Below are 26,332 nucleotides of genomic sequence, written 5' to 3'. Positions count from 1 at the left end.
GAGGCCAAAGACAGGAAGACCCTGTCTTTGACCTCTCCCATTACAAGTTAAGTCTTATTTCTTGTTTTCGTCAACTACTTCATAGTCAGCATCCACAACATTGTCTTTGCCGCGAGCGCCTGCATCGGCTGCTTCAGCGCCTGCTTCCGGGCCGCCTTGAGCAGCTTGCGCTTGCTCATACAGCTTCACGGACAGCTGTTGCACGATTTCAGTCAGCTCTTCGGTAGCTTTCGTAATTTGCTCCAGATCGTCTGTCGCTACCGCGCTTGTTACTTTCTCTTTCGCTGCGTTAGCTTTCTCGATCTCGGAAGCATCTACTTTATCGCCCAGATCTTTCAATGTTTTGTCAACGGAATAAACGAGTTGGTCTGCGCTGTTCTTCGCTTCAACAAGCTCGCGGCGTTTGCGATCTTCTTCCGCGTTCAGCTCGGCATCCTTCATCATTTGCTCGATTTCAGCCTCGCTCAGACCGCCCGAGGAAGTGATCGTAATTTTTTGGCTCTTGCCTGTGCCTTTATCAAGAGCGGATACGTTAACGATACCGTTCGCATCGATGTCGAAGGTAACTTCGATTTGCGGAACGCCACGCGGTGCGAGAGGAATATCGTTCAGCGTGAAGCGGCCCAGCGTTTTGTTGCCGGCAGCCATTTGACGCTCACCTTGCAGAACGTGAATTTCAACGCCCGGTTGGTTATCCGCGTAAGTGGAGAACACTTGGGATTTGCTTGTAGGGATCGTCGTATTGCGGTCAATCATCTTCGTGAAGACGCCGCCTGCAGTCTCGATGCCGAGGGACAGCGGAGTTACGTCAAGCAATACCACGTCTTTTACGTCGCCAGTCAATACGCCGGCTTGAACCGCTGCGCCGAGGGCAACGACTTCATCCGGGTTAACGCCTTTGTGCGGCTCTTTGCCGATCAGCTTCTTAACCGCTTCTTGAACGGCAGGGATACGAGTCGAACCGCCGACAAGAACAACTTTATCGATTTCATTTACGGAGAGACCGGAATCGCTCAAAGCTTGGCGCGTAGGAGCGAGGGAACGTTCAACCAGATGAGCGGACAATTCTTCGAATTTCGCGCGAGTCAGGTTAAGCTCCAAGTGCTGTGGAACGCCATCGGCCATTGTGATAAACGGAAGCGAAATCGTCGTCGACATTACGCCGGACAGATCCTTTTTCGCTTTTTCGGCAGCGTCTTTCAAACGTTGAACAGCCGCTTTGTCTTTGGACAGGTCAACGCCTTGCTCTTTCTTGAATTCGGCTACGAGGTAGTCGATGATGACTTGGTCAAAGTCGTCGCCGCCCAGCTTGTTGTCGCCGCTTGTTGCTTTAACTTCGAAGAAGCCGTCGCCAAGTTCCAGGATCGATACGTCGAATGTACCGCCGCCAAGGTCATAGACGAGGATCGTTTGGTCTTCTGTTTTCTCAAGACCGTAAGCCAGCGCAGCCGCCGTTGGCTCGTTGACGATACGAAGAACTTCAAGTCCCGCGATTTTGCCTGCGTCTTTTGTTGCTTGGCGCTGGCTGTCGTTGAAGTAAGCCGGAACGGTAATAACCGCTTGCGTTACGGATTGGCCCAGATAGGCTTCCGCATCGGATTTCAGTTTTTGCAAAATAATAGCCGAAATCTCTTGAGCCGTATATTCTTTGCCGTCAATCACTTCTTTATGGTTAGTACCCATATGACGTTTGATCGACATTACCGTACGGTCGGGATTCGTGATGGCTTGGCGTTTCGCCGTTTCGCCGACAATGCGCTCTCCGTCTTTTTTGAAGCCTACAACGGATGGCGTTGTGCGGTTGCCTTCCGGATTCGGGATAACGACAGCTTCGCCGCCTTCCATTACAGCAACACAAGAGTTTGTAGTACCAAGGTCAATACCTATAACTTTACTCATCGTAAGTTCCTCCTAAATATTAATTTTATTCCGTATTTAAATTCCGGTAACCGGAAAAGGGATTAGCCGCTAACTTTAACCATGGCAGGGCGCAGAACGCGCTCCTTCAGGATGTAGCCTTTCTGAACTTCTTCTACGATGATGCCTTCTTCATGCTCATCCGATTCCACTGTCATAATCGCTTGGTGGAATTCGGGATTAAACGGCTCGCCAACAGCATCCATTGCTTTCAAGCCTTCTTGCTGCAACGTTTGTTCCAGCTGACGGAAGATCATGTCCACGCCCTTAGCCAGAGCTTCAAAATCCTGATTCGCGGAAGCCGCGGAAACAGCGCGCTCGAAGTTATCGACAACCGGAAGCAGCTGCCCGATCAGCTTCATCGAAGCGTATTGCGCAAGATCTTCCTTTTCCTTTTGCGTACGACGGCGGAAGTTATCGAAATCCGCTTGCGCGCGTAAGTATCGTTGTTGATTCTCTTCAGCCAGCTTTGTCAGTTCTTCGATGCGCGGATCTTCTTGCGCTTCGTTCTCTTCCTGCTGCTCTGTTTGTAGTTCTTCTATAACTTCATCGATTGTTTCGTTATGTTGGTCGTTACTCACCATATTCACCTCCTTAAAAGAATTGCGAAGCAATTTAAAAATGGTTACAACTGGCGGTTCAGTGCCAGTTGAAGACGCGCCCCAAGCGCGTATAAATGTTGCTGCCTTTGCTCTTGGCTGCGGTGCTGCGCGCCGGGCGCGGGAGAGCGGGGTATTGCCTGAAGAGCGTGAGCGCTCGCCTTTGAAAACGGGAATATTCCGCAGGAATCCTAATCCACATTCCCGTTTTCAACAGCGACGGAAGGCAATACCCCGCTCGTACGCGCACAAGCCCACAGCACCCGCCCATACAGCAACAGCAGCTTATTTATAGAAGCGGCCCAATATATGGGCCATATCCTTCGAAATCACGTCAAGAAGCGTAATGACTTTCCCGTATTCCATCCGTGTCGGCCCAAGAATGCCGATCGTGCCAAGCGACTGGCCGTCAATCTGATACGTAGCCGTAATCAAGCTGCAATTCGCGATTGCCTCATGGTCATTTTCTGTTCCAATTCGTACTTGTATACCCGACGGCGCGGCGGAAATCATTTTCATCACGGTAGGCGTTTCATCCAGCAGATCCAGGATCGTTTTCACCTTATCGACGTCCTTGAATTCCGGCTGCGTAAGCATATTCGTTGTTCCGCTGAGGAACACACGCTGCTCAGAATCGTTAGACAGCGCGCTATCAAGGATCCCAAGCACTTCCTCGCAATGGTCAACGTAACGCTCCAGCTCCTGACCTACCTCGGCGTACAGCTTCGACTTCAACCGCACGAGCGGAATGCCAACTAGCTTGGCGTTCAGGATATTTACGATCTTCTCCATCTCATCCATATGGATGCCCGGAGGAACCGTGATGGTCCGGTTTTCCACATGGCCGGTATTGGTTACGATAATCGCAACCGCCGTCGACTCGTCCAGAGGCACCAGGTTAAAATGCTTCAGCGAGTTGCTGAACATCTCCGGCCCAAGCAAAATCGAGGTGTAATTCGTCAGGTTGGACAAAATCATCGCGGCATGCTGGATAACCTGCTCCATCTGAATCATCTTCTCCGAGAAGAAGGAATGAGCCTGCTTCAAATCATTTTCGTTTATTTCATTCAGCTTCACGAGATGATCAACATAATAACGATAACCTTTGGTTGATGGAATACGCCCCGCCGATGTATGCGGCTGCTCGAGGAAACCAAGCTCCTCCAGATCGGCCATTTCATTACGGATCGTTGCAGGACTAAAGGCGACATCGCCGCGCTTAGATATGCTCCTGGAACCAACAGGCTCAGCCGAACGGATATAGTCGTCTACAATTGCATTCAGTATCATTCGTTGCCGTTCAGTCAACATTCGCATCCCTCCAAAAAGTTTATCGGATCTTCTCGTTAGCACTCATTAGACCCGAGTGCTAATCATTAATACAAAAATACCAAACCACCTTAAGCATTGTCAAGTCGGTTCCCTTTTTTCAGGCCTATGTCCTTCGATAAAAATAAAAAGGTCAGGCATTATAGCCTGACCCTTCATCTATTCGTTTAACATTTTGAGTACGGCGATTTCGTCGCAGGCATGCTGCTTCGGACAGTTCACGCAGTCTTTCCAAACCTTTTCCGGAAAAATCTCTTTCTCCACAACGGTAAATCCGTTACGCAAAAAGAAATTTACGGCGTACGTTAGCGCCATGATTTTGGGAATCTGCTGCTCTCTGGCTTGCTCGACAAGAAAATCGACCAGCTTGTTGCCGATCTTAAGGCCTCTATATTCCTGGGACATGCCGAGGGAACGAATCTCTACCAGATCCTGCCCAAGCCGCAATAAGGAGCCGCACCCGACAACCTTATCCCCGATCTCCGCAACGACAAACGTATCAATCTGACGCAGCAACGTTTCCCGGGTGCGGGGCAGCATGATCCCCTGTTCCGCATAGCCTTTAATGAGTTCGTACAAAGTTTCCACATCTTCCGGTGCTGCTTTTCTGCAAACTACCGTTAACTGTTCCGTTGCCTCCATGCTGCTTCGCCTCCACCCGGTGCATATAAATTCTATTGAATAAATATACAGCATGTCGCATGTTTTCTCAAGAACTATTTTTCCGAATTTTAGCCAGCGGCTTCTTCCTCTAAACCGATAAACGAACCAAATACATCGTTGCCGAAAAGAACGCCTTTATCGGTCAATTTGTATATCGTATCGCCTTCCTCAAGGACCTTCTCGAGCAGTCCATCTTTTAGAAGCTTCTCAATGATGGGGCCGAACTTATCCTCCAGCTTCTGCCCTTCGAATTGGGCGGCATAATCGGAAGCGCGCACGCCCTTGAGCAATCGAAGCCCTACCATCATGAAGTCCTCCATCGCTTCGTACTCCGGAACAACGTTTTCTTCAAGACGCGGAAGCTTTGTTTTTGTATAGTCGATAAAAGGCTGTACGCCTTTCACATTCACATGGCGGAGTCCGCGTGCATAACCGTGAGCGCCGGCTCCAAGCCCGTAATAAGGCTCGTTGCGCCAATACGTCGAATTATGCCTGCTTTCATACCCCGGCTTCGCAAAGTTGCTGATCTCGTAATGAACGTAACCCGCCTGCTTCAGCCGGTCCATAAGCAAGGTATACATATTAAACTCTTCGTCTTCCGGAGGAAGAGGCAGCTCGTCGCGTTGATACAGCTTGTGGAACAGCGTATTTTCCTCCACCTTCAGGCTGTAAAGCGAATAGTGCGGCAGATCAAGCGCCAATGCCTTATTTACGCTGTCCTCCAGCATCTCAACCGTCTGCTTCGGCAGTCCGAACATCAGGTCAATCGACAGATTCGTAAAGCCTGCGGCGCGGGCATTTTCCAGACTGCGGTAAACATCGTCTACATTATGAATGCGCCCAATGCGCTCCAGCAGCCCGTTATCAAACGATTGCACGCCAAAGCTGATCCGATTCACTCCGCCGGCAAACATGGCGGCGAGCTTCTCCGGGTCGGTCGTGCCCGGATTTGCTTCCATCGTAAATTCCACATCGTCTGCAAGCGGAAAATACTTTTTCACCGAAGCGAGAAAACGTTCCATTTGAGGCGGCGTCAATACGGTAGGGGTACCTCCGCCTACAAATACCGTATCAATTCTCTCCGGCGGTATTTGGGCAACCGTGAGCGCCATCTCTCTCTCCAAGGCGTCGAGATATTCGTCGACAGGCTGTCCCTTTAATACATACGAAGTAAAATCGCAATAATGACACTTGTTCGTGCAGAACGGGATATGAATGTAAAGCGCCTTAGGCGCGTAGTTAATCATTTCAACACTTCCTTCTTTTTTACTCCCCAATTAAAAAAATCGACAGGACTAAGGAGAGCATGCTCCTTAGTCCTGTCTAGATTATTGGCATAGGCCGCTTTGGGGTAAAGGGTATCTCCTGGAGGAGCGAAGCGCCCGCCTTTGCTGCATTTTTTTCTTCCGATCACACTTCATTCAGGAAAAAAATCAGCAACAGCGGCTGTAAGGAGATACCCTGTCCCCTGAGCTCAGCCTAATGCCATTATCCTGCGACAGTGACTAAGGAGCAGCCCGCTCTTAGTCCTCGTCGATTTTCAGCACCGCCATGAAGGCCTCTTGAGGCACCTCTACGCTGCCGACCTGCTTCATCCGCTTCTTGCCTTCCTTCTGCTTGTCGAGAAGCTTCCGTTTACGGCTGATGTCGCCGCCGTAACATTTGGCAAGAACGTTTTTGCGCATCGCTTTAACGGTTTCGCGCGCGATAACCTTCGTCCCGATCGAAGCCTGTACCGGCACCTCGAACATTTGGCGCGGGATCAGCTCTTTCATCTTCTGGCAAATACCGCGTCCGCGATGGTAAGCGCGGTCGCGGTGAACGATAACGGACAGGGCATCGACCTGCTCGCCGTTCAGCATAATATCCATCTTCACCAGATTCGATCTGCGGTAGCCCGACAGCTCGTAATCAAACGAAGCGTAACCTTTGGTGCTCGATTTCAGCTGGTCGAAGAAGTCGTAAACAATCTCCGAGAGCGGAATTTCATAAGTAAGCGTAACCCGGTTCGTATCCAGGTACTCCATGTTTACGAACTCGCCGCGTTTGCTTTGGCAAAGCTCCATAATCGCGCCTACGAAATCATTAGGGACAATAATCGAAGCTTTTACATACGGCTCTTCAACATACTCCAGCTTGCCCGCTTCCGGGTAATTGGATGGATTGTCGATATCGAGAACCGTACCGTTCGTCAGCGTAACGCGGTAAATAACGCTTGGCGCTGTCGTAATAAGCGGGATATTGAACTCGCGTTCAATACGCTCCTGAATAATTTCCATGTGCAGGAGGCCAAGGAAGCCGCAGCGGAAGCCAAAGCCCAGCGCCGTCGAGGTTTCCGGCTCGTAACGGAGCGACGCATCGTTAAGCTCAAGCTTCTCGAGCGCTTCGCGCAGATCGTTATAGTCCTGCGTCTCGATTGGATACAGACCGCAATAAACCATCGGATTGATTTTGCGGTAACCAGGCAAAGCTTCCGGAGCCGGACGTTTTGCTTCCGTAACCGTATCGCCGACACGCGTATCTTTTACGTTTTTGATGCCGGCAACGACAAAACCTACGTCGCCAACGGCAAGCTCGTCCACAATGCCCATCCGAGGCTTAAATGCGCCAACCTCGATAACTTCAAACTCGGCGCCGGTCGCCATAAAACGAATTTTCTTGCCGGCCTGAATGCTGCCGTCGATAACGCGCACATACACGATAACCCCTTTGTACGGATCGTAGTGCGAGTCGAAAATAAGCGCTTTAAGCGGTTCATCCGGATTACCGGTTGGAGCTGGCACCTTCTGGACCACTTGCTCCAAAATTTCTTTAATGCCGATCCCTGCTTTTGCCGAAGCCAGAACCGCGTCGCTTGCATCAAGACCGATAACATCCTCGATCTCTTGCTTTACGCGCTCAGGCTCGGCGCTAGGCAGGTCGATTTTATTAATAACCGGGAGAATCTCCAGGTTGTTGTCGAGTGCCAGATATACGTTGGCCAGCGTCTGCGCTTCAATGCCTTGCGCCGCGTCTACAACAAGCAAAGCGCCTTCGCAAGCGGCCATACTGCGGGAAACTTCATACGTGAAATCGACATGCCCTGGCGTATCGATCAGATTAAGTAAATATTCTTCGCCATCGTCAGCCTTATAAGTAAGGCGTACGGCCTGCAGCTTGATGGTAATGCCGCGTTCCCGCTCCAAATCCATCTGGTCGAGAACCTGCTCCTGCATTTCGCGCGAGGATAACGCTCCGGTAAATTCGAGAATACGGTCAGCGAGCGTCGACTTCCCGTGGTCAATATGTGCAATAATCGAGAAATTCCTAATTTTCTTTTGCCGGTCACGAACGTCAGTCATGCCTAACCCCCACACAATCCAATATAGCTAATCATTCTTTCCATTATATCAGCTATATGGTATACCAGCAATGCGGTTACGGCAAGATGCACGGCCGCCTATCCGGTAACCGACCCGAATAATGAAGCAATAAAGCGGATCCCGCTGTTGGAGACGGACTGCAAAAGGCCTGCTGTTCCGTCAGCAACCTTGTTCACCGTTGGTTCCCCGTTGTCCGAAGATAGGCCGGGAAGCCGTTCATGGCGTCCGTTTTGCTCCGCGATTTTCCGGACTTCCTTCAATTCCTTCTCGAGCTCGGCGATTTTCCGGTCGGCTTCCGTGGATAATCCGCTGCTCTTCACGGTTGTTGATTCTTCATCGGAGGAAGCCAGATTATATCGGTCCTCCTCCGAAATAACCGACGAAGAATTGTTTTTCTCGATCGGCCCGTATATACGCTCAATGCCTGACGAAGACATTTCGATGCCGTATAACACGATAAATACAAGCACGCCTCCAAGCAAAATCCATTTAAATGCGCCTTTCATCTCTCTCCAGCCCCTTTTAGCCAGGCGAGACTGCCGCAGCAGCCTTCGCCCGAAGCTTGATTATTTTGAAGCAGATACTTTCTCTGCGTCCCAGTAAATATCCGCAATGACTTTTGCCAATACATCCGCCGTCCGGTAGCTCTCGGCCAAAGTGTTGTCCACGCCGCCAATTTCGATCAATACGCTGTCCTCGGCAAGCGACTGGTTGTACTCGCCGTTGCCCGTTGCCGTGGTCTTGCCCAAGATCCCTCTGGAAAGGCCGGGATATTGCTTCTCCAGAACGTCATGGATCTGGGTTGCGAATTCCGCGTTCTTTTTCCAGTTCGGATTCTTGTGTCCGATAATAAAATAAACCTGCGCGTAGCTTTTGCCGTTAATATCCACCGTAGTGGTTTTGCGTCTGCCCGAATCGCGGTGGATATCGAAGAAGAATTTCAATTTCTTGTTGCTTGCGATTGCTTCCTGCACGGTTTTCTTCGAGTATTTGTAGGAGTAGTTCCAATCGTAACCCGGCACCGTTGTCGGGTAATCCTCATCCGAATGCGTGGTGCCTACGCCCAGATCCTCAAGCTTCTCGGCGAGCCGCTCGCCTACCAGCGTAATATTTTTGGAAGCCGAGTTGGCATCCCCATTCTTGTCCGCAATCTCCGGATACCAGGATTCCCGGCTATGCGAATGATAAATAAATACCACTTTGTCTTTCCCCGTTGTATGCGTTCCCGCATCATCCGGCGTTGGCGTTGATGTTGGTTTCTCCGTTGGAGTTGGCGTCGATGTTGGCGGCGGCGGAGTATCCGAAGGCTCGTTGCCCCCGCCCGTAGTGTCCGGGCCATGGTCATCGCCATTGGCTGCCCCCGTATCATCGCCAGGTATCGGAATGTTGTCTTCCGGCCACACATTCGGCTGCGTTCCTACCCCGCCGCGTATCAGAAAGGAAGAATCCGCCCCCATGCCCGGAATCTCTCCGGCGATCAGGCTTCTTGGATCTCCCGGATTCACGTTTGTCATCAACCGGAGGATAAAGCTGCTGATCTGCGTGCCAGACAACTCCTCGCCCGATTTCGTGCTCTTAAATTGAGGCATCTCCATCTCTAGCATATCCCCAAAAAAACCGCTTGAAACAGAAGCCGCGAAACCGGACATGGAAGACACCGGTGCAGCGAGCGAATGCTGCTGGGCCATTCCCGCAATACCTATCGCAACAAAAAACAGCATGGAGCTTATCGACAACACCGCGAAGGTTCTTCCCGTTACAAGCAGCCGGCGAATGCGTTTGCTCCCGCGTGTCAGATCAAACAACATGATGGTTCTTTTCATTTCGAGCTCTACCTCCCGCTTCTTCGTTGCTCAACTGTTACTAATCTATGAGACAAGAAGGTTTAATAGAACCGAAAAGAAATAATAGATTAATGAATTTTGATAGATTAAGAGATTCCATCTAGCGTAAACGGCTGGCCGTCAAAAAAGTCAAAAAAGCCAAAAAAGCCCCTGAGGCTTTTTTGCCCCAAGGACTTTGAATAAATTCAATGCGTATAGGCGGCAACGTTATCGGTATCGACAGCCTCATGGAGCGAAGCGTTTAAGCCGCTTGCGATAATGTTTGCGATATCTTCGATAAACTCGTCGATTTCTTTTGGCGTCACAAGCAGATCATGGCCCACCGGATTAAGCACCTCTTTGACAAGCTGCAGTCGCTCGGCTTCGCCCATTTGGTTCATCAAACCGAATATTTGATCGTTATTGGCATTGTTCGCCGCCATATGGTCCCTCATCAGCTCAATCGTATGATTTACGATCGTGGAGGCGTACACCACCGTCGGAACGCCGATAGCAATAACCGGTATGCCCAGAATCTCCTGCGTAAGGCCTTTTCGTTTATTTCCGATGCCCGAACCCGGATGAATGCCGATATCCGCAATTTGAATCGTTGTATTCACGCGGTCCAGCGCTTTGGAAGCCAGCGCATCAATCGCAATAATGACGTCGGGATGCGTTTTTTCCACGATACCCTGGACAATCTCGCTGGATTCGATGCCGGTTATCCCGAGCACGCCCGGTGCTACAGCGCTAACCGCACGGTAACCCGGCGCAACCTGATCCGGCATCAGCTCGAAGAAGTGACGCGTAACCATCACATTCTCTACGACGAGCGGTCCCAGCGCATCCGGCGTTACATTCCAGTTGCCCAGCCCAACAATAAGCACCTTTGCCGTCTTGCCTATACCAATCCGCTCCAGGAACGTCTCGAAATGCTTGGCGAAATGCTTGGCGACGCGATCCTGCAGCTCCGTATCCTGCTTGCGGAGGCCGGGTACCTCAATCGTGACGTAGCGGCCCAGCACTTTGCCGATCGCGCGGGAGCCTTGCTCATTCTGCACATGCAGATGAGTAATCGTGATGCCGTCATCTTCGGTTGTTTCCGAATGTATGCCCGGGATCGGGCCTCCCCCGCCGAGCTGCTCCGCGATTTCTTTTGCCTCAAGCGCCAGATCGGTGCGAATGTTGTATTGCTGCAAATCAAGTTCGGTCATTTAACCATTCTCCCTTCAAAGCCATACCATTCTCTCCAGCTTATTGTTCGCAAGGGAGACAATTTCATACTTTTGCCCGGTTGAGCAAAAATGGCAGGACAGGCTCGCTATTGCTTTTCATGAGAGTGCATGGTAATATATTTTAAGTTGTGTTACCTAGACTTACCGCGTACGCTTTTTGTTTGCTTACGCAAACTTTGTAGGAGGTGAAACTCGATGCCAAACATTAAATCCGCAATTAAACGCGTTAAAACGAGCGAAAAACGCCGCGCTTTGAACGCTTCCCAAAAATCCGCGCTTCGTACGGCTGTTAAATCTGCTGACCAAGCTATCGCTGGCACTGATGTAGAAGCAGCTAAAGCTGCTCTGGTCGCTGCAACGAAAAAATTGGACAAAGCGGTTACTAAAGGCCTGATTCATAAAAATGCGGCTTCCCGCAAAAAATCTCGTCTTGCTAAAAAGCTGAACGCTCTGTCGGCTCAAGCTTAATAAACCGCAAACAAATGAACGGCCTCGCTTATGCGAGGCCGTTTTTGATTTGTCATTATTCGATTATCTGGCGCCTTGTCCTTGCTGAACGCCAAGCGACAGTAGGAATAATTCCAATCCCAGCGTCTTATCGATAGCGCCCGTCTTCATTTTGTAATCCAGATCCGCTATATCGCTAAGCAGCGCGCCAAGCCGTGCTACTTTAAACTTTTGGCTTTTCTCGGCGGCAAGCTTAACCGCGTACGGATGAAGTCCAATCTGCCCCGCCATTTGCTGCGGAGAATACCGGTTCTGCTCAAGCTCCTTGATCTGAAGCATGATTCGCAGCTGCCTTGCGATTAACGCGGCAATCTTAATAGGCTCTTCCCTTCTGACGAGCAAAGCCCGGTACAGCTTCAGCGAACGGTCAACCTGCAGGCTTGCGATGGCATCCACCAGCGCAAATACATCCTCCTCAACGGTAGAGGCTGTCAGCAGTTCCGTCTCTTCAACGCCTATAACCCCGCCTTCACCGGCATGAAGGCATAGCTTGTCCACTTCGATTGCCAGCTGCTGCATATTCGCCCCGGTTCGCACGAGCAGAAGATCCGCCGCATCCGACGTCATCGTCCGTTTCTGTTCCTCCGCGCGTTTGACAACCCAGCGTCTCAGCTCCGCCGCATCAAGCTCCTGAAAAGCGATAAGCGCATCGCGGTCCTTCAGCATCTTCACCAGCTTGCGCCGCTCGTCCAGCTTTTCCGCGTTAATAATGAACAACATAACCGTTGTCTCCGACGGGATGTCCAAATAATGCTGCAGCCGGTCCGTCTTATGATCCAGCTTGCCGCCTTCTTTGCCTCCGGCAGCAAAAACAACCGAATCGCGTACAATAACGAGCTTACGCTCCACAAAGAAAGGCAGCGTCTCCGCTTCAAGCGCCGCTTCTTCAATCAGCGTCTCCGACGTATCGAACTTGACTACGCCAAGCTCACGCTCGTCCGGCGTAAACATCGCTTCCGTTAACGTCTCCGTAAACTGGCCGATCCGGTACCGGTCTTTGCCGTATATCACGTAAGCGGGACGGAACTTCCCCGCTTTAATTTCCTTTAACGCCTCTTTTGCTTCCATGCTTCACCTCTCCCCGTCTCCCGTGCATGCATCTTACGGCATTCGCTGAACAGCAACAAAGGGATGGGCTTCTTAGGCCTCATCCCTTTGTCCCTGAACATCTATATAAACATCTGCAGACAGGCCCATGGTACCGCCCTGTAGATGGTCATACTTTTGGTCAAGGCTCACGTTGACTTTTCATTTGTATATCATACGCAAGTGAACGATAAAGTGTGCGAATATCAGCCGTAAAAATGTCTAGAATTAATGAGCTGCCTTCGATTCGGTTTTTGCTGCCAGGTCAATCGTGTAACGCTCCATGCCGCCGGATTCCAGCTGCACCTCATAGGTAATCTGCTTGCCGTCCTCCGACCATGCGAGCGTGGCAACCTTGCCGTTTCTGCGTATGGAATCATAAACGGCCTTCCCTGCATCGTCACCGTTCTTGTAAACATGGATCTGGTAACCCACTGCCTTGGCAATGTAGCTTCCGTCCGGAGAAGCGACCTCGAGCGGTGCAGGCGTAAACCCGGCTATCCCCTGATTCGGCTCGCTGCCATCGCCAATGCCTTGGCTAGGTCCTTTGACGGAAGGAGCTTCCCCGGTCGAGGCCCCTTTGTTGTCCGATGCGGGCTCGTTGCTGCCACCGGAGCTGTTCCCTTGATTATCCTTGGATCCGCCTGCTTCCGATTCGGATGCGGCTATCCCCAAGTCTTCTTCCGTCGTCACATGGTAATCGTCGTTGCCCGCTGAATCAGCCGAGGATGCAGATTGATCCGGATCAATCGATTCCGTGTTGACGTGCGCTTTCCCGGTATCGTTGGCATTGTTGGCGTAAGGCTGAACCTCTTTAAACTGTCTTTGCACTTCAGCTGAACTGGCGGAAGTATCCGCAGCAGCCGTTTGCACCTTATCGTCATCAAAGCTATGCGAAGACGACGGGAATAAACCCGCATTATAAGATACTAGGAATAATCCGGCTGCTACGCTCGCCGCAATAATTCCCGTTATCGCCCGGAAGCGCAGCTGATGCCGCTCTTTGGCACGGCGCGTGGTTTGCTGCGTTGGCGCAGGAACGGCCACCGGAGCAATCTCCACCGCAGCCGCCTCCGGCTGCCGGAATGGAACAATTTCTTCGAGCTGAGGCAAAATAGCGTCTACCAGACTGTACTTTGGCATGACATGAGGTAAATTGCCAAGCTCATCGGACAGTTTTTTCAGCCGCTCAAACATTGCTGCACAGTCCGGACAATGTCTCGTATGATTCATCAAGATCTCATATTCATGTTCATCCAAATCGCCGTCTAGCTGACGGTTCATGTATTCGATCACCTCTTGACAAGTCATCCCCGGACACCACCTTTCTGATAATCATGTAGTAAAGTTTGAAGCTGCTGCCTAGCTCGGAATAAGTAGGATTTGACCGTATTTAATGGCAGATCAAGCGAGTCAGCGATTTCGTTATAAGAGAAATCCTGCAAATACCGCAGTACAACTACTGCCCGGTGATGCTCCGGCAATTTATCGATTGCCTTGCGGATGTCTTGTACGGCGTAAGCCGACATAACCTCGTCCTCGACATTTTGTTTCTCCCGGAATACCATCTCATGCTCGTCTATCGATACGGTTGGCTTGCTTCTTCTAAACTTATCTATGCAAATATTCGTTACAATTCGTTGAATCCACGTTTTGAACTGGGCCTTCTCTTCGTAGGAGCCGATTTTTGTGTATATGCGGATTAACGCTTCCTGCGCCGCATCCATCGCATCCTGTTCATTATTCAATATATAATAGGCTGTCCGGTAAACATGGGTTTCAATCTCTCGCAACAGAGTTATTAAAGCATCCCGATCTCCTGACTGAGCGGCTCTAATAAGGCCAGGCTCTACCACGAAGGATCCCCCTCTCTTGCAACCTCTCTGACGAGCGGGTTGCATAAATTGTTGCACCTCTAAAATGAAAAACCTTTAATTTTTTAATTGAAAAAGTAGAAAACTCCAACCTAAAGGATAACAAAAAAATGGAACCCCGTATATAGGTAGTTCCTAGTGAGTTAGGTTGAAAGAAGCATTTTAGCAGGATACCCGATTAGGAATATAGGCACTTTCGCCAGCGTCTTCCTAATTCTTCCTGATCGTTTGTTCATATATTCCAGATAAACCCACTCTATAGCGGATTTCGCCATTCTGATCCGTCCGCAATGCCGTGACGCCGTACTCCTCCAGGCGCTTCAGCACATCCGGATGCGGATGACCGTAAGTGTTGGTTGCCCCGACGGAAATTGCCGCCTGAAGCGGCTTCCAATAGCGCAGCCATTCCTCCGAGGTTGAATATTTACTGCCGTGATGAGCAATTTTCAGGACATCGATCCGGCTTAGTTTTTTGGAGGATTCGGTTGATGAGAGAGTAGTATTTTGATCCCGCATACGCGATAGTATAGCCGATTCGGCTGTGCTGCTAATATCCCCCGACAGCAGAAAGGTGGATTGATAGATTCTCATCCATAACACAACGCTGTCGTCGTTCTGATCCTCAATGACGGGAATTCCTTCACCTGCAGCCGGCGGCCACAAGACGGTTAATTCCGTATCGGCATCCACCTTCCACTCCTTTCCGATTTCCGCACGGTAAAGCGGGATCCCTTTTCGCAAGGCCGTGCGCATAATCGCTTCCGCGTCCTCGGCATGCTTTAAACTTCCGTTCCATGCAATGGCGCGTACGGGAATAGCGTCGAGCACCGCCTGCAAACCGCGGATATGGTCGCTGTCCAGATGGGAAATGACAAGCAGATCAAGAGAATGAACCCCTCGCTTCATTAATAAGGGAACAACAACCTTGCTTCCCACCTCAAACGGATCGCTGCGCTGCTTCCATTCCTCGCCGGGTTTGCGGAAGCTTAACGTTCCCCCGCCATCGATCAGAATCCTCTTGCCCTGCGGCGTACGGATAAAGATGGCATCCCCTTGTCCAACATCAAGAACATCAACATCGGCCGTACGCTTCAGCATATCCGGAAAATAGGCGTAGAACAATAAGGCCGCACCCGCTAACATGGCGAGACTTAATCCGGTTGAACGCCTCCTCCATATCGGGAGCTTCCGTTCCTCCAGGAGCTCCCAAATAGGAACCGCATCACGTTCCATGCCGGCTGACGCTTCTTGCAGGGGCATAGTCTCGTCCGTTTCCTTCGGAACAGCAGCAGGTGCAGCAGGCAGCTGTCTGCATAGAACGGCAAGAGCCAAATACCAGGCGGCAATCCACCATAACGGAGGCGTGGCCCAGATGGTACGGACGGCGTCCACTTCCCCAAGCCAGCTAACCAGAAGAAACGTCCAATCATTTGCGTATACGCTGACGGCTGCCAGCAGTTGACCGCCAAGCGGCCACAGCAGGCCAAAGACCAGCGCTACCGCCCCTATCGGCATTACGATAAAACTAATAAACGGCACCAGGATCAGATTAGCCGGAATCGACAGCAAGTGGAACTGATTAAAGTAATAGACCGTCAGCGGAAAAGATACCGCTTGCGCCACAACCGTCACGGCAAGCAGATCAAGCAGCGATTTTCCTTTGCGCCAATTCGGCATCGCACGCCTAACCGGCGGCACAAACAGAATAAGCCCTGCCGTAACGGCAAAAGACAATTGGAAGCCTACATCCTGAATAAAGGAAGGATTCCAGATCAGCATCACTACCGCCGCCGCGGCCAGCAGATGCAGGCCGTCCTTCAGCTTATCCATTCTGGCGGCTAGAAGCGCCAGCATCGTCATGAGCCCTGCCCTTACGACGGAAGGCGACGAGCCGGAGAGGAGCACATAAAACGGAACGGCCGCAATCAGGGTAAGCAGCAGCCGCTCCCGAGTCAAACGCAGCAGCCGCAAAACGGCCCCCAGCGCGTATACAAACACGGCCACGTGAAGACCCGAAATGGCCAATATATGAGTCAGTCCCAGCCGGGAAAACTGCTGGAACTGCTCCGGGTCCAGGTCCTCGCGTATGCCGAGGACCAGCCCCTTCATGTACCCGGACTGGTCGGCCGGGTACAATCGGTCCATCCGCGCGCCAAGCCAGTCGCGCGCGGCATCCACGCGGCCGAGCACGGCGGCCACGGTCCAGCCCGGGCCCGGCGCCGCCTGGACGGCGCCGATGCCCTTGACCTTGAGCAGCCAGTGGACATGCTGGCTGCTCTCCAGATAGCGGCGGTAATCAAAGCCGCCGCTATTGGAAACGCCGGCCGGCCGCGCAAGCTCGCCGGCGAGGCGCACGCTGCCGCCGCGGTGCCACGCGGCGGCGAGCTCTTGGTGCGGCTGCTCGGCAAGCCGCACCTGAACAAGCAGGCGCTCGCGGACCTTGCGCGGCGCCGCTTCGCCACCCACGCGGACGGCATCGGCCGTCACGCGGAACATCGCGCGGTCTCCGTCGACCTCTACCGCGGATACAATCGTGCCGGTCACTTCCGCTTCATACGAAGCGCCCGGCAGATCTAGCGCGCTCCCGTTGCGGGCATCGGCCCACAGCCGCTCGCCGGCTGCAAGCATGCAGCCGATTAAGCAGACAACGGCAAGCCGCCTTGTCGATTGTCCAACTAGCACAAGCGCAAGCAACAAAACCGCCGCCGAGCTTATGGCCAGAGCCGCTCCCCCTATGCTCAGATGAGCGGCCATGCTGCTTCCCGCTATCCAGAACACGGCAAACCATACTAAAGGCCGTCTATTCACGGCAATCCCTCCTCCGTGCAGAAAAAAAAGAACCTCCGGACGCATCAAAGCAGATGCATACGGAGGTTCTTCCCCATTCGCTTATTTAGTTAGGATGTAACCTTCATGCTTGCCTGCGGCGGCGGCTCGTAATCCGTCAGCGAACGGAATACAATCCCCTTCTGGCTCATAAGCAGGCTTACCTTGTCACTATCCTTCGGATAACCGCGATGGAACACAATTTCCTTCACGCCGCTGTTTGCCAGCATGTTGGCGCAAGTCCAGCAAGGCTGATCGGTTACGTATACCGTTGATCCTTCACGGTCGGCGCGGTCCGTAAAGAGAAGCAAGTTCTGCTCCGCGTGAATCGTGCGGATGCAGCGCTGTTTTTTGACCATTTGCTCCTGACCGTCGTCGCCGATTCGCGTCTCCCATTCTTCCGCAATCATGCAGCCTGCTTCCGAGCAGTCCTGCACGCCCATCGGAGCGCCGTTATAGGCGGTTCCCAGCAGCTTCTTGCCCTGCACGAGCACCGATCCGACATGACGGCGGGGACAACGCGAGCGTGTCGACACCATATAGGCAATATCCATAAAATACGTATCCCAGTCTTTGCGTGAAGCATCCTGCGCTTCTGACATGTCTTCCACTCCTTTTCCTTTTGCCCGGACAGCTTCCGTCAGATTCCTCAAGGAAGGAACCCGACGGAGCTGCCTCTATCTAGATGTATATAGATGATATCGTTGTATTAGTTCGATTGACTTGCGCGCAAGGCTTGATCCAGGTCAGCCAAAATATCCTTAATGCCTTCCGTGCCGATCGACAGGCGGATCAACCCGGCCGTTACGCCTGCCGCTTCCTGCTCCGCAGCCGACAGCTGCTGGTGGGTTGTGCTTGCGGGATGGATGATAAGCGACTTCGAATCGCCAACGTTCGCCAAATGCGAGAACAGCTTCACGGAATTGATCACCTTCTTGCCGGCATCGATGCCGCCTTTAATGCCAAAGGTCAAAATGGCGCCTTGGCCGTCCGGCAAATATTTCTTGGCCAGCTCATAAGAAGGATGGCTCTCGAGACCCGGATAGCTTACCCATTCCACCGATTCGTGCGACTCCAGGAACTGGGCAACCTTCAAGGCGTTTGAGCTATGGCGTTCCATGCGCAGATGCAGGGTTTCGAGACCTTGCAGCAGCAGGAACGAGTTAAACGGCGACAGGGCAGCGCCCATGTCACGCAATAATTGTACTCTAGCTTTAATGATATAAGCAATCGGACCAACCGCATCCGTGTACACAACGCCGTGATAGCTAGGATCCGGAGTGGTCAGGCCAGGGAATTTGCCGCTTTCTTTCCAGTCGAAACGGCCGCCGTCCACGATAACGCCGCCGATCGATGTACCGTGACCTCCAATGAATTTGGTTGCGGAATGAACCACGATATCCGCGCCGTGCTCAATCGGACGGAGCAAGTAAGGGCTCGGGAACGTATTGTCCACGATAAGCGGAATGCCGTTCTCGTGAGCAATAGCCGCTACGGCCTCGATATCAAGGATATCACCCTTCGGATTGCCTACCGTTTCCGCATACAAAGCCTTTGTGCGTTCCGTTATGGCCGCGCGGAAATTTTCGGGATTCGACGGGTCTACGAACTTGACTTGAATGCCAAGCTTCGGAAGGGTTGTCGAGAACAGATTGTATGTACCGCCGTAAAGGCTGGTAGCGGATACTATCTCGTCTCCCGCTCCCGCGATATTCATAATCGAATACGTAATCGCAGCTTGTCCGGACGCTACGGCGAGTGCGGCAGGCGCTCCTTCCAGTTCGGCGATACGCTTCTCGAATACATCTGTTGTCGGGTTCATCAAGCGGGTATAGATATTGCCGAATTCCTGAAGCGAGAACAGGTTCGCCGCATGATCCGTGTCACGGAAGCCGTAAGAGGTCGTCTGGTAAATCGGAACCGCGCGGGCAAAAGTAGTCGGGTCAATCTCCTGTCCGCCATGGACAGCCAATGTGTCGAGCGAACGTTTGTTTTGTTCTTGATTCGTCATGTGCAACAACTCCTTGGTATATGGGATGGACATGCTTCAACCATTTCAAAGCAAACGGCTCGGTTTGGGTAGTCCAATGGAATCGAACTTAATGCCCGAATATGGTTATATAGGCCTGGGAAAACCTCCCTGCACCTTGTCCCATTCTCTCATAATCATGGCGATGCGACAATGCTATCTTTTATTCCGGCAAGCAGCTTGCTGCCTATTCCCTTCACTCTAAGAAGATCATCCGCGGATGAAAAAAGTCCATTCTGTTCCCGGTCGGCGATAATGGCCTGCGCTTTTGCCGGGCCAATCCCTTTCAGCGTATCCAGCTGCTCGGCCGTTGCCCGGTTAATATCAAGCTTGCCTGACGGGACTTCTTCTTTCCCTGCTGTCTCTCCGGCATTAGCCTCCGCATGAATGCTCCCCGTTTGGGCGTTCGGCAACTGCGCTCCGCTCTCCTTCGTTTTTTCCGGCAGATCCGCCTTTTCCGCTGGTTCTTCCGGTTCTTCATTCATTTGCAGGGCAACGCCAACCTCCCGGTTTAGCTTCACCCACTCATCCGGCGCTTTCTCCTTTGGCTGCGCGAAGGCTGCAGCAAGCAATACAACCGCAGCCGCGACAAGAAATAGAGGGATTATAAATCCGTTTTTATTCGAATTGGTTTGACGTCCTTGCAGGAAACGAGCCACTGCGAACACTCCTTCTACCCAAAAAAAGGGGATTTTTAGCATTTCCATGTCATATTAGGCAAGTCTTGAGGAATAGGTTAAAAGAGCAAATCTGTTAGGAGGGCTGAGCATGAATGTCGGATTCATTGGGACGGGCGCGATGGGAAGCCTGCTTATCGAAGCCTTCGTCGCATCTGGAGCACTCGACCCGTGTCAGATCGTAATCAGCAACCGCACCTACGCCAAAGCCCAGGCGCTTGCTGAACGATATCCCGGAATGAGAGCCGAGCGTTCGAATGCAAGCACCGCAAGCGTTAGCGACATTTTGTTTTTATGCGTCAAACCGCTTGAATATAAGAAAGTGATTGATGATCTTCTGCCGGTCCTGCGACCGGAGCAGCTTCTTATATCCATAACAAGCCCGGTTCTGATCGGGCATCTGGAAGAGCTTTTGCCGTGCAAAATCGCAAAGGTTATTCCAAGCGTCACCAACCTCGTCTGGAGCGGTGCTACCCTATGCATCTATGGCTCCCGCATTACGGAAGAGGACCAGACCCTTATCGAAGATATGCTTGCTTTCATCAGCGAGCCTCTTCCTATCGAAGAGCCTTACACCCGGATCGTATCCGACCTCTCCAGCTGCGGACCTGCCTTTTTCGCTTATCTGGTCGAGCAGTTCGTAGATGCCGCCGTATGCGAAACGGGAATCAGCCGCGAGGACGCGGTCAGCGTTGCAAGCAACATGCTGCTCGGCACGGGACTTCTGCTGACGGAAGGCGGACTATCTCCGGAAGATATCCAGAAGAGAGTAGCCGTTCCCGGAGGAATTACGGCCCAGGCCCTGCAGCTGCTGAATCGTGAGCTTGACGGCACCTTTAACCGGTTGATCCGGACGACGCATAAAAAATTCGACGAAGACGTCGCAAAAATAAATACCGCTTTCTACGGCGAAGAGGTGAACGGACAGTAGCACATTTTGCGCTGCTGGGCCGCTCACCTCTTCTTTTTTTGCCTGCTATTTAGTTCGCTACGATGTTAACGAGCTTGCCCTTAACAACGACCACTTTGCGGATCGTTTTGCCTTCTATCAGTTCTTTCACTTTATCCATGTCTTTGGCAAGGCTTTCCATCTCTGCTTCCGCCGTATCGGCTGCAATGGAAACGCGCTCGATAATTTTACCGTTCACTTGCACGACGATTTCAACTTCATCATCCACGGTCAATGCTTCTTCGTACGAAGGCCATTGCTCGTAAGTGATGGAGCCCGTTCCGCCCAGCTTCTCCCACAGCTCTTCAGCGATATGCGGAGCCAACGGGGACAGCATTTGCAGGAAGTTCTTCATGGCTTCAACCGGCAATACATCCGTTTTGTAGGCTTCGTTAACGAAAATCATCAACTGACTGATCGCGGTGTTAAAGCGCAGGTTCTCGAAATCATCGGTCACCTTTTTGATGGAACGGTGCCATGTTTGCTTGAACGCTTTTGTTGTTTCGCCGTCGTTTGCGATTTTCGCGTTTACGCTGCCGTCTTCGCTGACGAACAAGCGCCATACGCGGCTCAAGAAGCGGTATGTGCCTTCTACGCCGTTGGTATTCCAAGGCTTCGTCGCTTCCAGAGGTCCCATGAACATTTCGTACATGCGGAGCGTATCCGCACCGAATTCGTTCACGATATCATCCGGGTTAATAACGTTGCCGCGCGATTTGGACATTTTCTCGTTGTTCGTGCCGAGAATCATGCCTTGGTTCACCAGCTTGTGGAACGGTTCTTTCGTGTTTACGACGCCAAGATCGTACAGCACTTTGTGCCAGAAGCGCGCGTAGAGCAAGTGAAGCACCGCATGCTCCGCGCCGCCGATGTACAGGTCAACCGGCAGCCATTCCTTTTGTTTTTCCGGCGAACAAATTTCGTTCTCGTTCTTCGGATCGATAAAGCGCAGGTAATACCAACAGCTTCCCGCCCATTGCGGCATCGTGTTTGTCTCGCGGCGAGCCTTCATGCCCGTCTCCGGATCAATCGTGTTTACCCATTCCGTAACGTTCGCAAGCGGCGATTCACCGGTGCCGGATGGCTTGATCGCATCCACGTCCGGCAATACAAGCGGCAGCTGATCTACGGGAACCGGCTTCATGGTACCGTCTTCCAGGTGCAGAATCGGAATCGGCTCACCCCAGTAGCGCTGGCGGCTGAACAGCCAGTCGCGCAGACGGTAAGTGACCTTGCCATGGCCTTTGCCCGAGCCTTCCAAATGCTCGATCATCGTTTTGATCGCATCGTCGTTATTCAGACCGTTCAGGAAATCGGAATTGACGTGAGGACCGTCGCCTGCATAAGCCTCTTTCGTTACGTCGCCGCCTTGAACAACCTCAAGGATTGGCAGATCGAATTGCTTCGCAAACTCCCAGTCGCGGGTATCATGGCCTGGTACCGCCATAATGGCGCCCGTTCCGTAACCCGCAAGCACGTAGTCGGCAATCCAGATTGGCGTCTTTGCGCCATTAACCGGGTTGATCGCGTAAGCGCCCGTAAATACGCCTGTTTTGTCCTTCGCAAGGTCGGTACGCTCCAGATCGCTCTTGCGAGCCGCCGCTTCTTTGTACGCCTCAACCGCTTCGGCTTGGTCAGCCGTCGTGATTGCCGCAACCAGCTCATGCTCGGGTGCCAGTACGCAGTAAGTTGCGCCAAACAGCGTATCCGGACGCGTTGTAAATACGACAAGCGAAGCATCATGACCGTCAATGGCGAAAGTTACTTCCGCGCCAGTCGATTTGCCGATCCAGTTGCGCTGCATGTCTTTGATGCTTTCCGACCAGTCGAGCTCTTCCAAGTCCTCGAGCAAGCGCTCGGCGTATTCCGTAATTTTCAGCATCCATTGGCGCATTGGCTTGCGGATAACCGGGTGGCCGCCGCGTTCGCTCAGGCCGTCGATCACTTCTTCGTTCGCCAGTACGGTACCCAGCGCAGGACACCAGTTAACCGGTACTTCGGCAACATAAGCGAGTCCTTTATTATACAGTTGGATAAAGATCCATTGCGTCCATTTATAGTAATCCGGATCCGTTGTGCTGAATTCGCGGTCCCAGTCGTACGAGAAGCCAAGCGACTTGATCTGGCGGCGGAAGTTGTTGATGTTCTCCACCGTGATCTCGCGCGGATGGCGTCCCGTTTGCAGAGCGTATTGCTCCGCCGGCAGACCAAACGCGTCCCAGCCCATCGGATGAAGAACGTTATAGCCGCGCATCCGTTTGTAACGGGATACAATATCCGTAGCCGTGTAACCTTCCGGGTGACCTACGTGCAGACCCGCGCCGGACGGATAAGGGAACATATCAAGGGCGTAAAATTTTTTCTTGCCCGGATCTTCCGTTGTTGCAAATGTCTTGTTCTCATCCCAATATTTCTGCCATTTCGGCTCTACCGCCAGCGGGTTGTAGCCTTGAAATTCCTGACTCATCATCATTTCCTCCTAAAAAGTGTGCGCGAGCGCATCACAAACATAAAAAAACTCCCGCCCCTAGCGTATTATCGCTAGGGACGAGAGATTATTCCCGTGGTACCACCCTAGTTAACGTCCGGCATGCTTTGCCTTTCGTTCACTCATTGCCTTTAACGCAGGCTATTCGTTGCGTAATAATAACGCAAAGCTCCAAGGCGAGATTCATATCGCTGCAGGTCCGGCTTGCACCATCCGCCGGCTCTCTTAGCCTTGCTCCGCGACATTACTGCTCCTCTTCAACGCCATTAAGTATAGAAAAACATGGTTAGACCCGATTATACCGCCAGTGACGCCACATGTCAAGATATGCGGGTGTTTGCCGGGTTACCCGAGCAAATCCGGATTATAAGTAAGGCATCCGGCGATAATCATGCCTACGCTGCACGAAATAAGCAGAATAAGAATGCCTACCGCGATGTTGTTCTGCTCAATGGCTTTAAAGATGGTCACGTTCACCTTAAGCCCCTTGCCGAATAAATAAGTAATCAGCTCCGTCAAGTAGTAGAGGATAACGAGCGCAATGATCCCGATCACGCCCCACAGCAGCATGTCGGAGAGCGATACCGAGTTTTCCGCAGCCGCGCGGATTACGATGGCGAGACCTGCCAGCCTGCCGCCAAGCGACAAGGCTGCCGAAGCATTTCCTTTAAAGATAAGGGCAAACTCCTTATTCTTCGTTGTCAGTTCAAACAAGAGCAGCCCTGCTATCATAATGGCGAAACCCGTCAATGAATAAAGCAAAAAATCCACATATAAATTAGTGTCCATTCCAATTTAGCTCCTTACTCTGATTTAGTAATGCCAACCGGCAAAAAATAAGATAAATTATCCGTAATCGGGCTGCCGATGCGAATGCCTATGGCGCCCGCATTTCCTCCGATTAAAAAGCTGCCGTACATGTACGAGCCTTCACGTTCTCCCTTTACCGTCCGGAAATTGGCGGTTGGCAGCTCGACGTATTCCTGATAGACAGGAAGGTAATGAGCGTAGGAGTTATGACTATCCTCCGCCGCTACCGTACCGTCGCCTTCGAAAATTTTGACCGTATCCCCTTCGCGTCCAAACGCAGGCTTCATCACGTATTTCGTCCGGCCTTCAAGAAAGCGGTCCGGCTCCAGATAGGTGGGGAGAAAATGCTCTCCGATCCATCGGTGCTCTTCTTCGGTAAAAAAAGGACTCCCTTCTTCATGCAGTCCCCAAATAATAGCCTGCACGGCCTTCGATTGGAGAAGGAAGGCGGACGGCGGATTAACGACAGCAACCTTCTTCTGCCCGATGAGCTCCAGCAGCCATAATCCGATGGGATTCCCTTCCTCATCTTCATCCTCAATAAGATTCTCTACCGGGAAGGTTTGGCGATACAGCACGTGAATGGGATTTCCCTCACCGTCAAACAACCCGACATGCCGAATAATTTGAAGCTGATCAAGCGGAACAAAGCTCGACGGGAAGGGCAGAAAGCTCTGCAAGTAAAGAGCCGTATTGGCGTCTTCAACGTTATCTCCATGGGCCGTGAACACGATGCGAGGCTCATTCGGATCTTCACCGAGGTATTCCAGACTCTCGATAACCGCTTTCTCAACCGCAAGCGCAAGCTGCTTCTCAAAGCCCTTATTCGGATTATGGTGATTAAAGACTTCGCAGACCAGTCCGTTTACATAATGGAGCTCTTTGATGAAGGTCGGGGTATCCGAATTGATCTCCATGCATTTGTACGTCTCTCCCGTCCCAATCAGATCCAGTCTGGCGATAACGCTCTCGACCGATAAGCTTCTGATTCTTATGTACGCCAATGTCTCGCGCGGGAAACCAAGCATCAGCAAAGTATCGTCGTCCACGGTCCGAAGCAATTGCGCGGTCTTATAGAAAATATGGCCAATGCGGTTCGTCGATTCGCGAATTTTATGAACCTCTTCTTTCGTCATGCCGTATAGGTCATAAAGGGAATACTCTTCGCCGTACAAATCTGCCCAATAATCTTTAATTCCGGAATAAAAGGCGTTTCTCGCCTTGGCGAATTGGTCCACGTTCAGCCTCCGCCAATGGAGCTGCCTTTGCCAAAGCCGGAGCTCGTTTTGCTTGTAATGCTGGATTTATAAGCAGAATAAGAGCTGCTTTTTTGCAGAGCCGATCGGGAGGAATAATAGCTGTTGCCATAGTAATAATTCCGGTAGTAAGAGGAGCTGGAATCGTCGCAGCGGTATACTCCGTTTTTGCTGTCCCACTCCCAGTCCCTGCATTGGCTGTCCGTTGGCGGAGCCGTTCGCGGGTAAGTCGTTGTTTGACCGCAGCCCGCAAGGGCGGTAGCCATGGCAACGGCAGAGACGCCAAGCATTGCTTTTTGAGTTAAATTCATAAACTGGTATCCTCCAAGCTTCATAGTTCCTATAAAGTTATATCATATTTTAATAGGGATGCAGCAAGAAAAGTTAAAGTTTCCATAAAATGATGGTATGATAGTGAAATCATTTTGATTCGGAGTGAGAGAGATGAATAAATTAATTTATTTTGTCGACAAAGGCTTTAATGAATACGAGCCGTTAATGGAGTATCCTGCCGCTTCTGTTGGAATCGATGAGATGTATGCCCGTCAATTATGCACCTACCTGATTGCAAACGGAGTTCAATACGAATTAACCTCAAACGAGATGCAGGAAAACGAAGAAATGCTGATCGTCAAGCGCATCGGTCCAAACGAGAATTACGGAGACGAATCCAACTACCGGGGACGCGGCATTTATATCGAATTCAGGAAGCCTAACGAGCGGGGACGCAAGCTGACCGAGATCGGCAGCGCCAACCATTATGAGGTTATCCGTTACTTGCTGAAGGATATCGTAGATGTTCCGGGTTACGGTCCCATGTTTACGACATCAACCGAAATTGACGAAGACCGGGGCTGTTACGTGATTTACGTCCGCGGCATGAATGAGCCTGAGGATTAATA

23 protein-coding genes and 1 other annotated feature are annotated in these 26,332 nt (G+C 51.7%); of the genes, 3 read left to right on the top strand and 20 right to left on the bottom strand.

Annotation, left to right across the window (positions count from 1 at the left end; all coding sequences use genetic code 11):
- Positions 1-54 precede the first annotated feature (54 nt).
- The 9 genes from dnaK to gpr form a co-directional block, all read right to left on the bottom strand.
- Entirely contained in the window at positions 55-1,899 is a 1,845-nt protein-coding gene (gene dnaK / locus ACR9FF_RS10830; RefSeq protein ID WP_127496416.1) for a molecular chaperone DnaK, read from the bottom strand.
- Between the two features lie 62 nt (positions 1,900-1,961).
- On the bottom strand, positions 1,962-2,501 hold the full coding sequence (gene grpE / locus ACR9FF_RS10825; RefSeq protein ID WP_317980246.1) for a nucleotide exchange factor GrpE: 540 nt from the start codon (positions 2,499-2,501) through the stop codon (positions 1,962-1,964).
- A 300-nt stretch (positions 2,502-2,801) separates the two neighbouring features.
- Positions 2,802-3,827 carry a heat-inducible transcriptional repressor HrcA gene (gene hrcA, locus ACR9FF_RS10820; RefSeq protein ID WP_201003766.1) on the bottom strand — a complete coding sequence of 342 codons (1,026 nt, stop codon included), beginning with the start codon at positions 3,825-3,827 and terminating at the stop codon, positions 2,802-2,804.
- A gap of 177 nt (positions 3,828-4,004) precedes the next feature.
- The gene (locus ACR9FF_RS10815; RefSeq protein ID WP_127496419.1) at positions 4,005-4,487 is read right to left on the bottom strand and encodes an N-acetyltransferase; all 483 of its coding nucleotides are present in this window, start codon (positions 4,485-4,487) and stop codon (positions 4,005-4,007) included.
- 89 nt (positions 4,488-4,576) lie between these two features.
- Entirely contained in the window at positions 4,577-5,755 is a 1,179-nt protein-coding gene (gene hemW / locus ACR9FF_RS10810; protein ID WP_435170983.1) for a radical SAM family heme chaperone HemW, read from the bottom strand.
- Between the two features lie 276 nt (positions 5,756-6,031).
- Positions 6,032-7,849 carry a translation elongation factor 4 gene (gene lepA / locus ACR9FF_RS10805; protein ID WP_127496421.1) on the bottom strand — a complete coding sequence of 606 codons (1,818 nt, stop codon included), beginning with the start codon at positions 7,847-7,849 and terminating at the stop codon, positions 6,032-6,034.
- A 98-nt stretch (positions 7,850-7,947) separates the two neighbouring features.
- The gene (locus ACR9FF_RS10800) at positions 7,948-8,376 is read right to left on the bottom strand and encodes a hypothetical protein (protein WP_127496422.1); all 429 of its coding nucleotides are present in this window, start codon (positions 8,374-8,376) and stop codon (positions 7,948-7,950) included.
- Positions 8,377-8,436: 60 nt separating this feature from the next.
- Positions 8,437-9,693, bottom strand: coding sequence for a stage II sporulation protein P (locus ACR9FF_RS10795; protein WP_317980250.1), 1,257 nt, complete (start codon positions 9,691-9,693; stop codon positions 8,437-8,439).
- A gap of 206 nt (positions 9,694-9,899) precedes the next feature.
- Complete coding sequence (gene gpr / locus ACR9FF_RS10790; RefSeq protein WP_435170980.1) at positions 9,900-10,907, bottom strand: GPR endopeptidase; 1,008 nt, start codon at positions 10,905-10,907, stop codon at positions 9,900-9,902.
- A gap of 216 nt (positions 10,908-11,123) precedes the next feature.
- Here gpr and rpsT point away from each other — a divergent pair, with 216 nt between their 5' ends.
- On the top strand, positions 11,124-11,396 hold the full coding sequence (rpsT, locus tag ACR9FF_RS10785) for a 30S ribosomal protein S20 (protein ID WP_127496425.1): 273 nt from the start codon (positions 11,124-11,126) through the stop codon (positions 11,394-11,396).
- A gap of 63 nt (positions 11,397-11,459) precedes the next feature.
- Here rpsT and holA read toward each other — a convergent pair whose 3' ends face one another.
- From holA to ACR9FF_RS10750, 7 genes are all read right to left on the bottom strand, one after another.
- On the bottom strand, positions 11,460-12,503 hold the full coding sequence (gene holA, locus ACR9FF_RS10780) for a DNA polymerase III subunit delta (RefSeq protein ID WP_317980252.1): 1,044 nt from the start codon (positions 12,501-12,503) through the stop codon (positions 11,460-11,462).
- A gap of 246 nt (positions 12,504-12,749) precedes the next feature.
- Complete coding sequence (locus ACR9FF_RS10775; RefSeq protein WP_435170977.1) at positions 12,750-13,832, bottom strand: zf-HC2 domain-containing protein; 1,083 nt, start codon at positions 13,830-13,832, stop codon at positions 12,750-12,752.
- The gene (locus ACR9FF_RS10770; RefSeq protein WP_015843796.1) at positions 13,829-14,377 is read right to left on the bottom strand and encodes an RNA polymerase sigma factor; all 549 of its coding nucleotides are present in this window, start codon (positions 14,375-14,377) and stop codon (positions 13,829-13,831) included. Before ACR9FF_RS10770 ends, ACR9FF_RS10775 begins: the two co-directional genes overlap by 4 nt.
- Before the next feature lie 228 nt (positions 14,378-14,605).
- The gene (locus ACR9FF_RS10765) at positions 14,606-17,203 is read right to left on the bottom strand and encodes a DNA internalization-related competence protein ComEC/Rec2 (protein WP_435170975.1); all 2,598 of its coding nucleotides are present in this window, start codon (positions 17,201-17,203) and stop codon (positions 14,606-14,608) included.
- Positions 17,204-17,292: 89 nt separating this feature from the next.
- Positions 17,293-17,823, bottom strand: a complete 531-nt coding sequence (locus tag ACR9FF_RS10760; protein ID WP_127496508.1) for a deoxycytidylate deaminase — start codon at positions 17,821-17,823, stop codon at positions 17,293-17,295.
- Positions 17,824-17,930: 107 nt separating this feature from the next.
- A complete protein-coding gene (locus tag ACR9FF_RS10755) occupies positions 17,931-19,232 on the bottom strand; it encodes a homocysteine synthase (protein WP_127496509.1) in 1,302 nt (433 codons plus the stop codon).
- A 155-nt stretch (positions 19,233-19,387) separates the two neighbouring features.
- Positions 19,388-19,909, bottom strand: coding sequence for a ComEA family DNA-binding protein (locus ACR9FF_RS10750; RefSeq protein ID WP_435170972.1), 522 nt, complete (start codon positions 19,907-19,909; stop codon positions 19,388-19,390).
- Between the two features lie 109 nt (positions 19,910-20,018).
- Between ACR9FF_RS10750 and comER the strand changes: the two genes are divergently transcribed.
- Positions 20,019-20,858, top strand: a complete 840-nt coding sequence (gene comER / locus ACR9FF_RS10745) for a late competence protein ComER (RefSeq protein ID WP_201003782.1) — start codon at positions 20,019-20,021, stop codon at positions 20,856-20,858.
- A 49-nt stretch (positions 20,859-20,907) separates the two neighbouring features.
- On the opposite strand, the gene leuS is transcribed toward comER, so the two are convergent.
- From leuS to ACR9FF_RS10725, 4 genes are all read right to left on the bottom strand, one after another.
- Positions 20,908-23,343: a leucine--tRNA ligase gene (leuS, locus tag ACR9FF_RS10740; RefSeq protein WP_435170970.1), complete on the bottom strand. Its 2,436-nt coding sequence runs from the start codon at positions 23,341-23,343 to the stop codon at positions 20,908-20,910.
- A gap of 73 nt (positions 23,344-23,416) precedes the next feature.
- Positions 23,417-23,634: a binding site (T-box leader), on the bottom strand.
- Positions 23,635-23,709: 75 nt separating this feature from the next.
- Positions 23,710-24,153 (bottom strand): DUF350 domain-containing protein, encoded by a 444-nt coding sequence (locus tag ACR9FF_RS10735; protein ID WP_127496513.1) that lies wholly within the window; start codon positions 24,151-24,153, stop codon positions 23,710-23,712.
- Between the two features lie 14 nt (positions 24,154-24,167).
- The gene (locus ACR9FF_RS10730; RefSeq protein ID WP_435170967.1) at positions 24,168-25,412 is read right to left on the bottom strand and encodes a glutathionylspermidine synthase family protein; all 1,245 of its coding nucleotides are present in this window, start codon (positions 25,410-25,412) and stop codon (positions 24,168-24,170) included.
- 2 nt (positions 25,413-25,414) lie between these two features.
- Positions 25,415-25,741 carry an aminotransferase yhxA gene (locus ACR9FF_RS10725; protein WP_127496515.1) on the bottom strand — a complete coding sequence of 109 codons (327 nt, stop codon included), beginning with the start codon at positions 25,739-25,741 and terminating at the stop codon, positions 25,415-25,417.
- Positions 25,742-25,874: 133 nt separating this feature from the next.
- Here ACR9FF_RS10725 and ACR9FF_RS10720 point away from each other — a divergent pair, with 133 nt between their 5' ends.
- Positions 25,875-26,330 (top strand): RNA helicase, encoded by a 456-nt coding sequence (locus ACR9FF_RS10720; RefSeq protein WP_435170965.1) that lies wholly within the window; start codon positions 25,875-25,877, stop codon positions 26,328-26,330.
- Positions 26,331-26,332 lie beyond the last annotated feature (2 nt).

Source organism: Paenibacillus glycanilyticus (assembly GCF_051200795.1).
Taxonomy (GTDB): Bacteria; Bacillota; Bacilli; order Paenibacillales; family Paenibacillaceae; genus Pristimantibacillus; species Pristimantibacillus glycanilyticus.
Note: the sequence above shows the minus strand (reverse complement) of the source record. Positions and strands in the feature narration are given on the sequence as shown.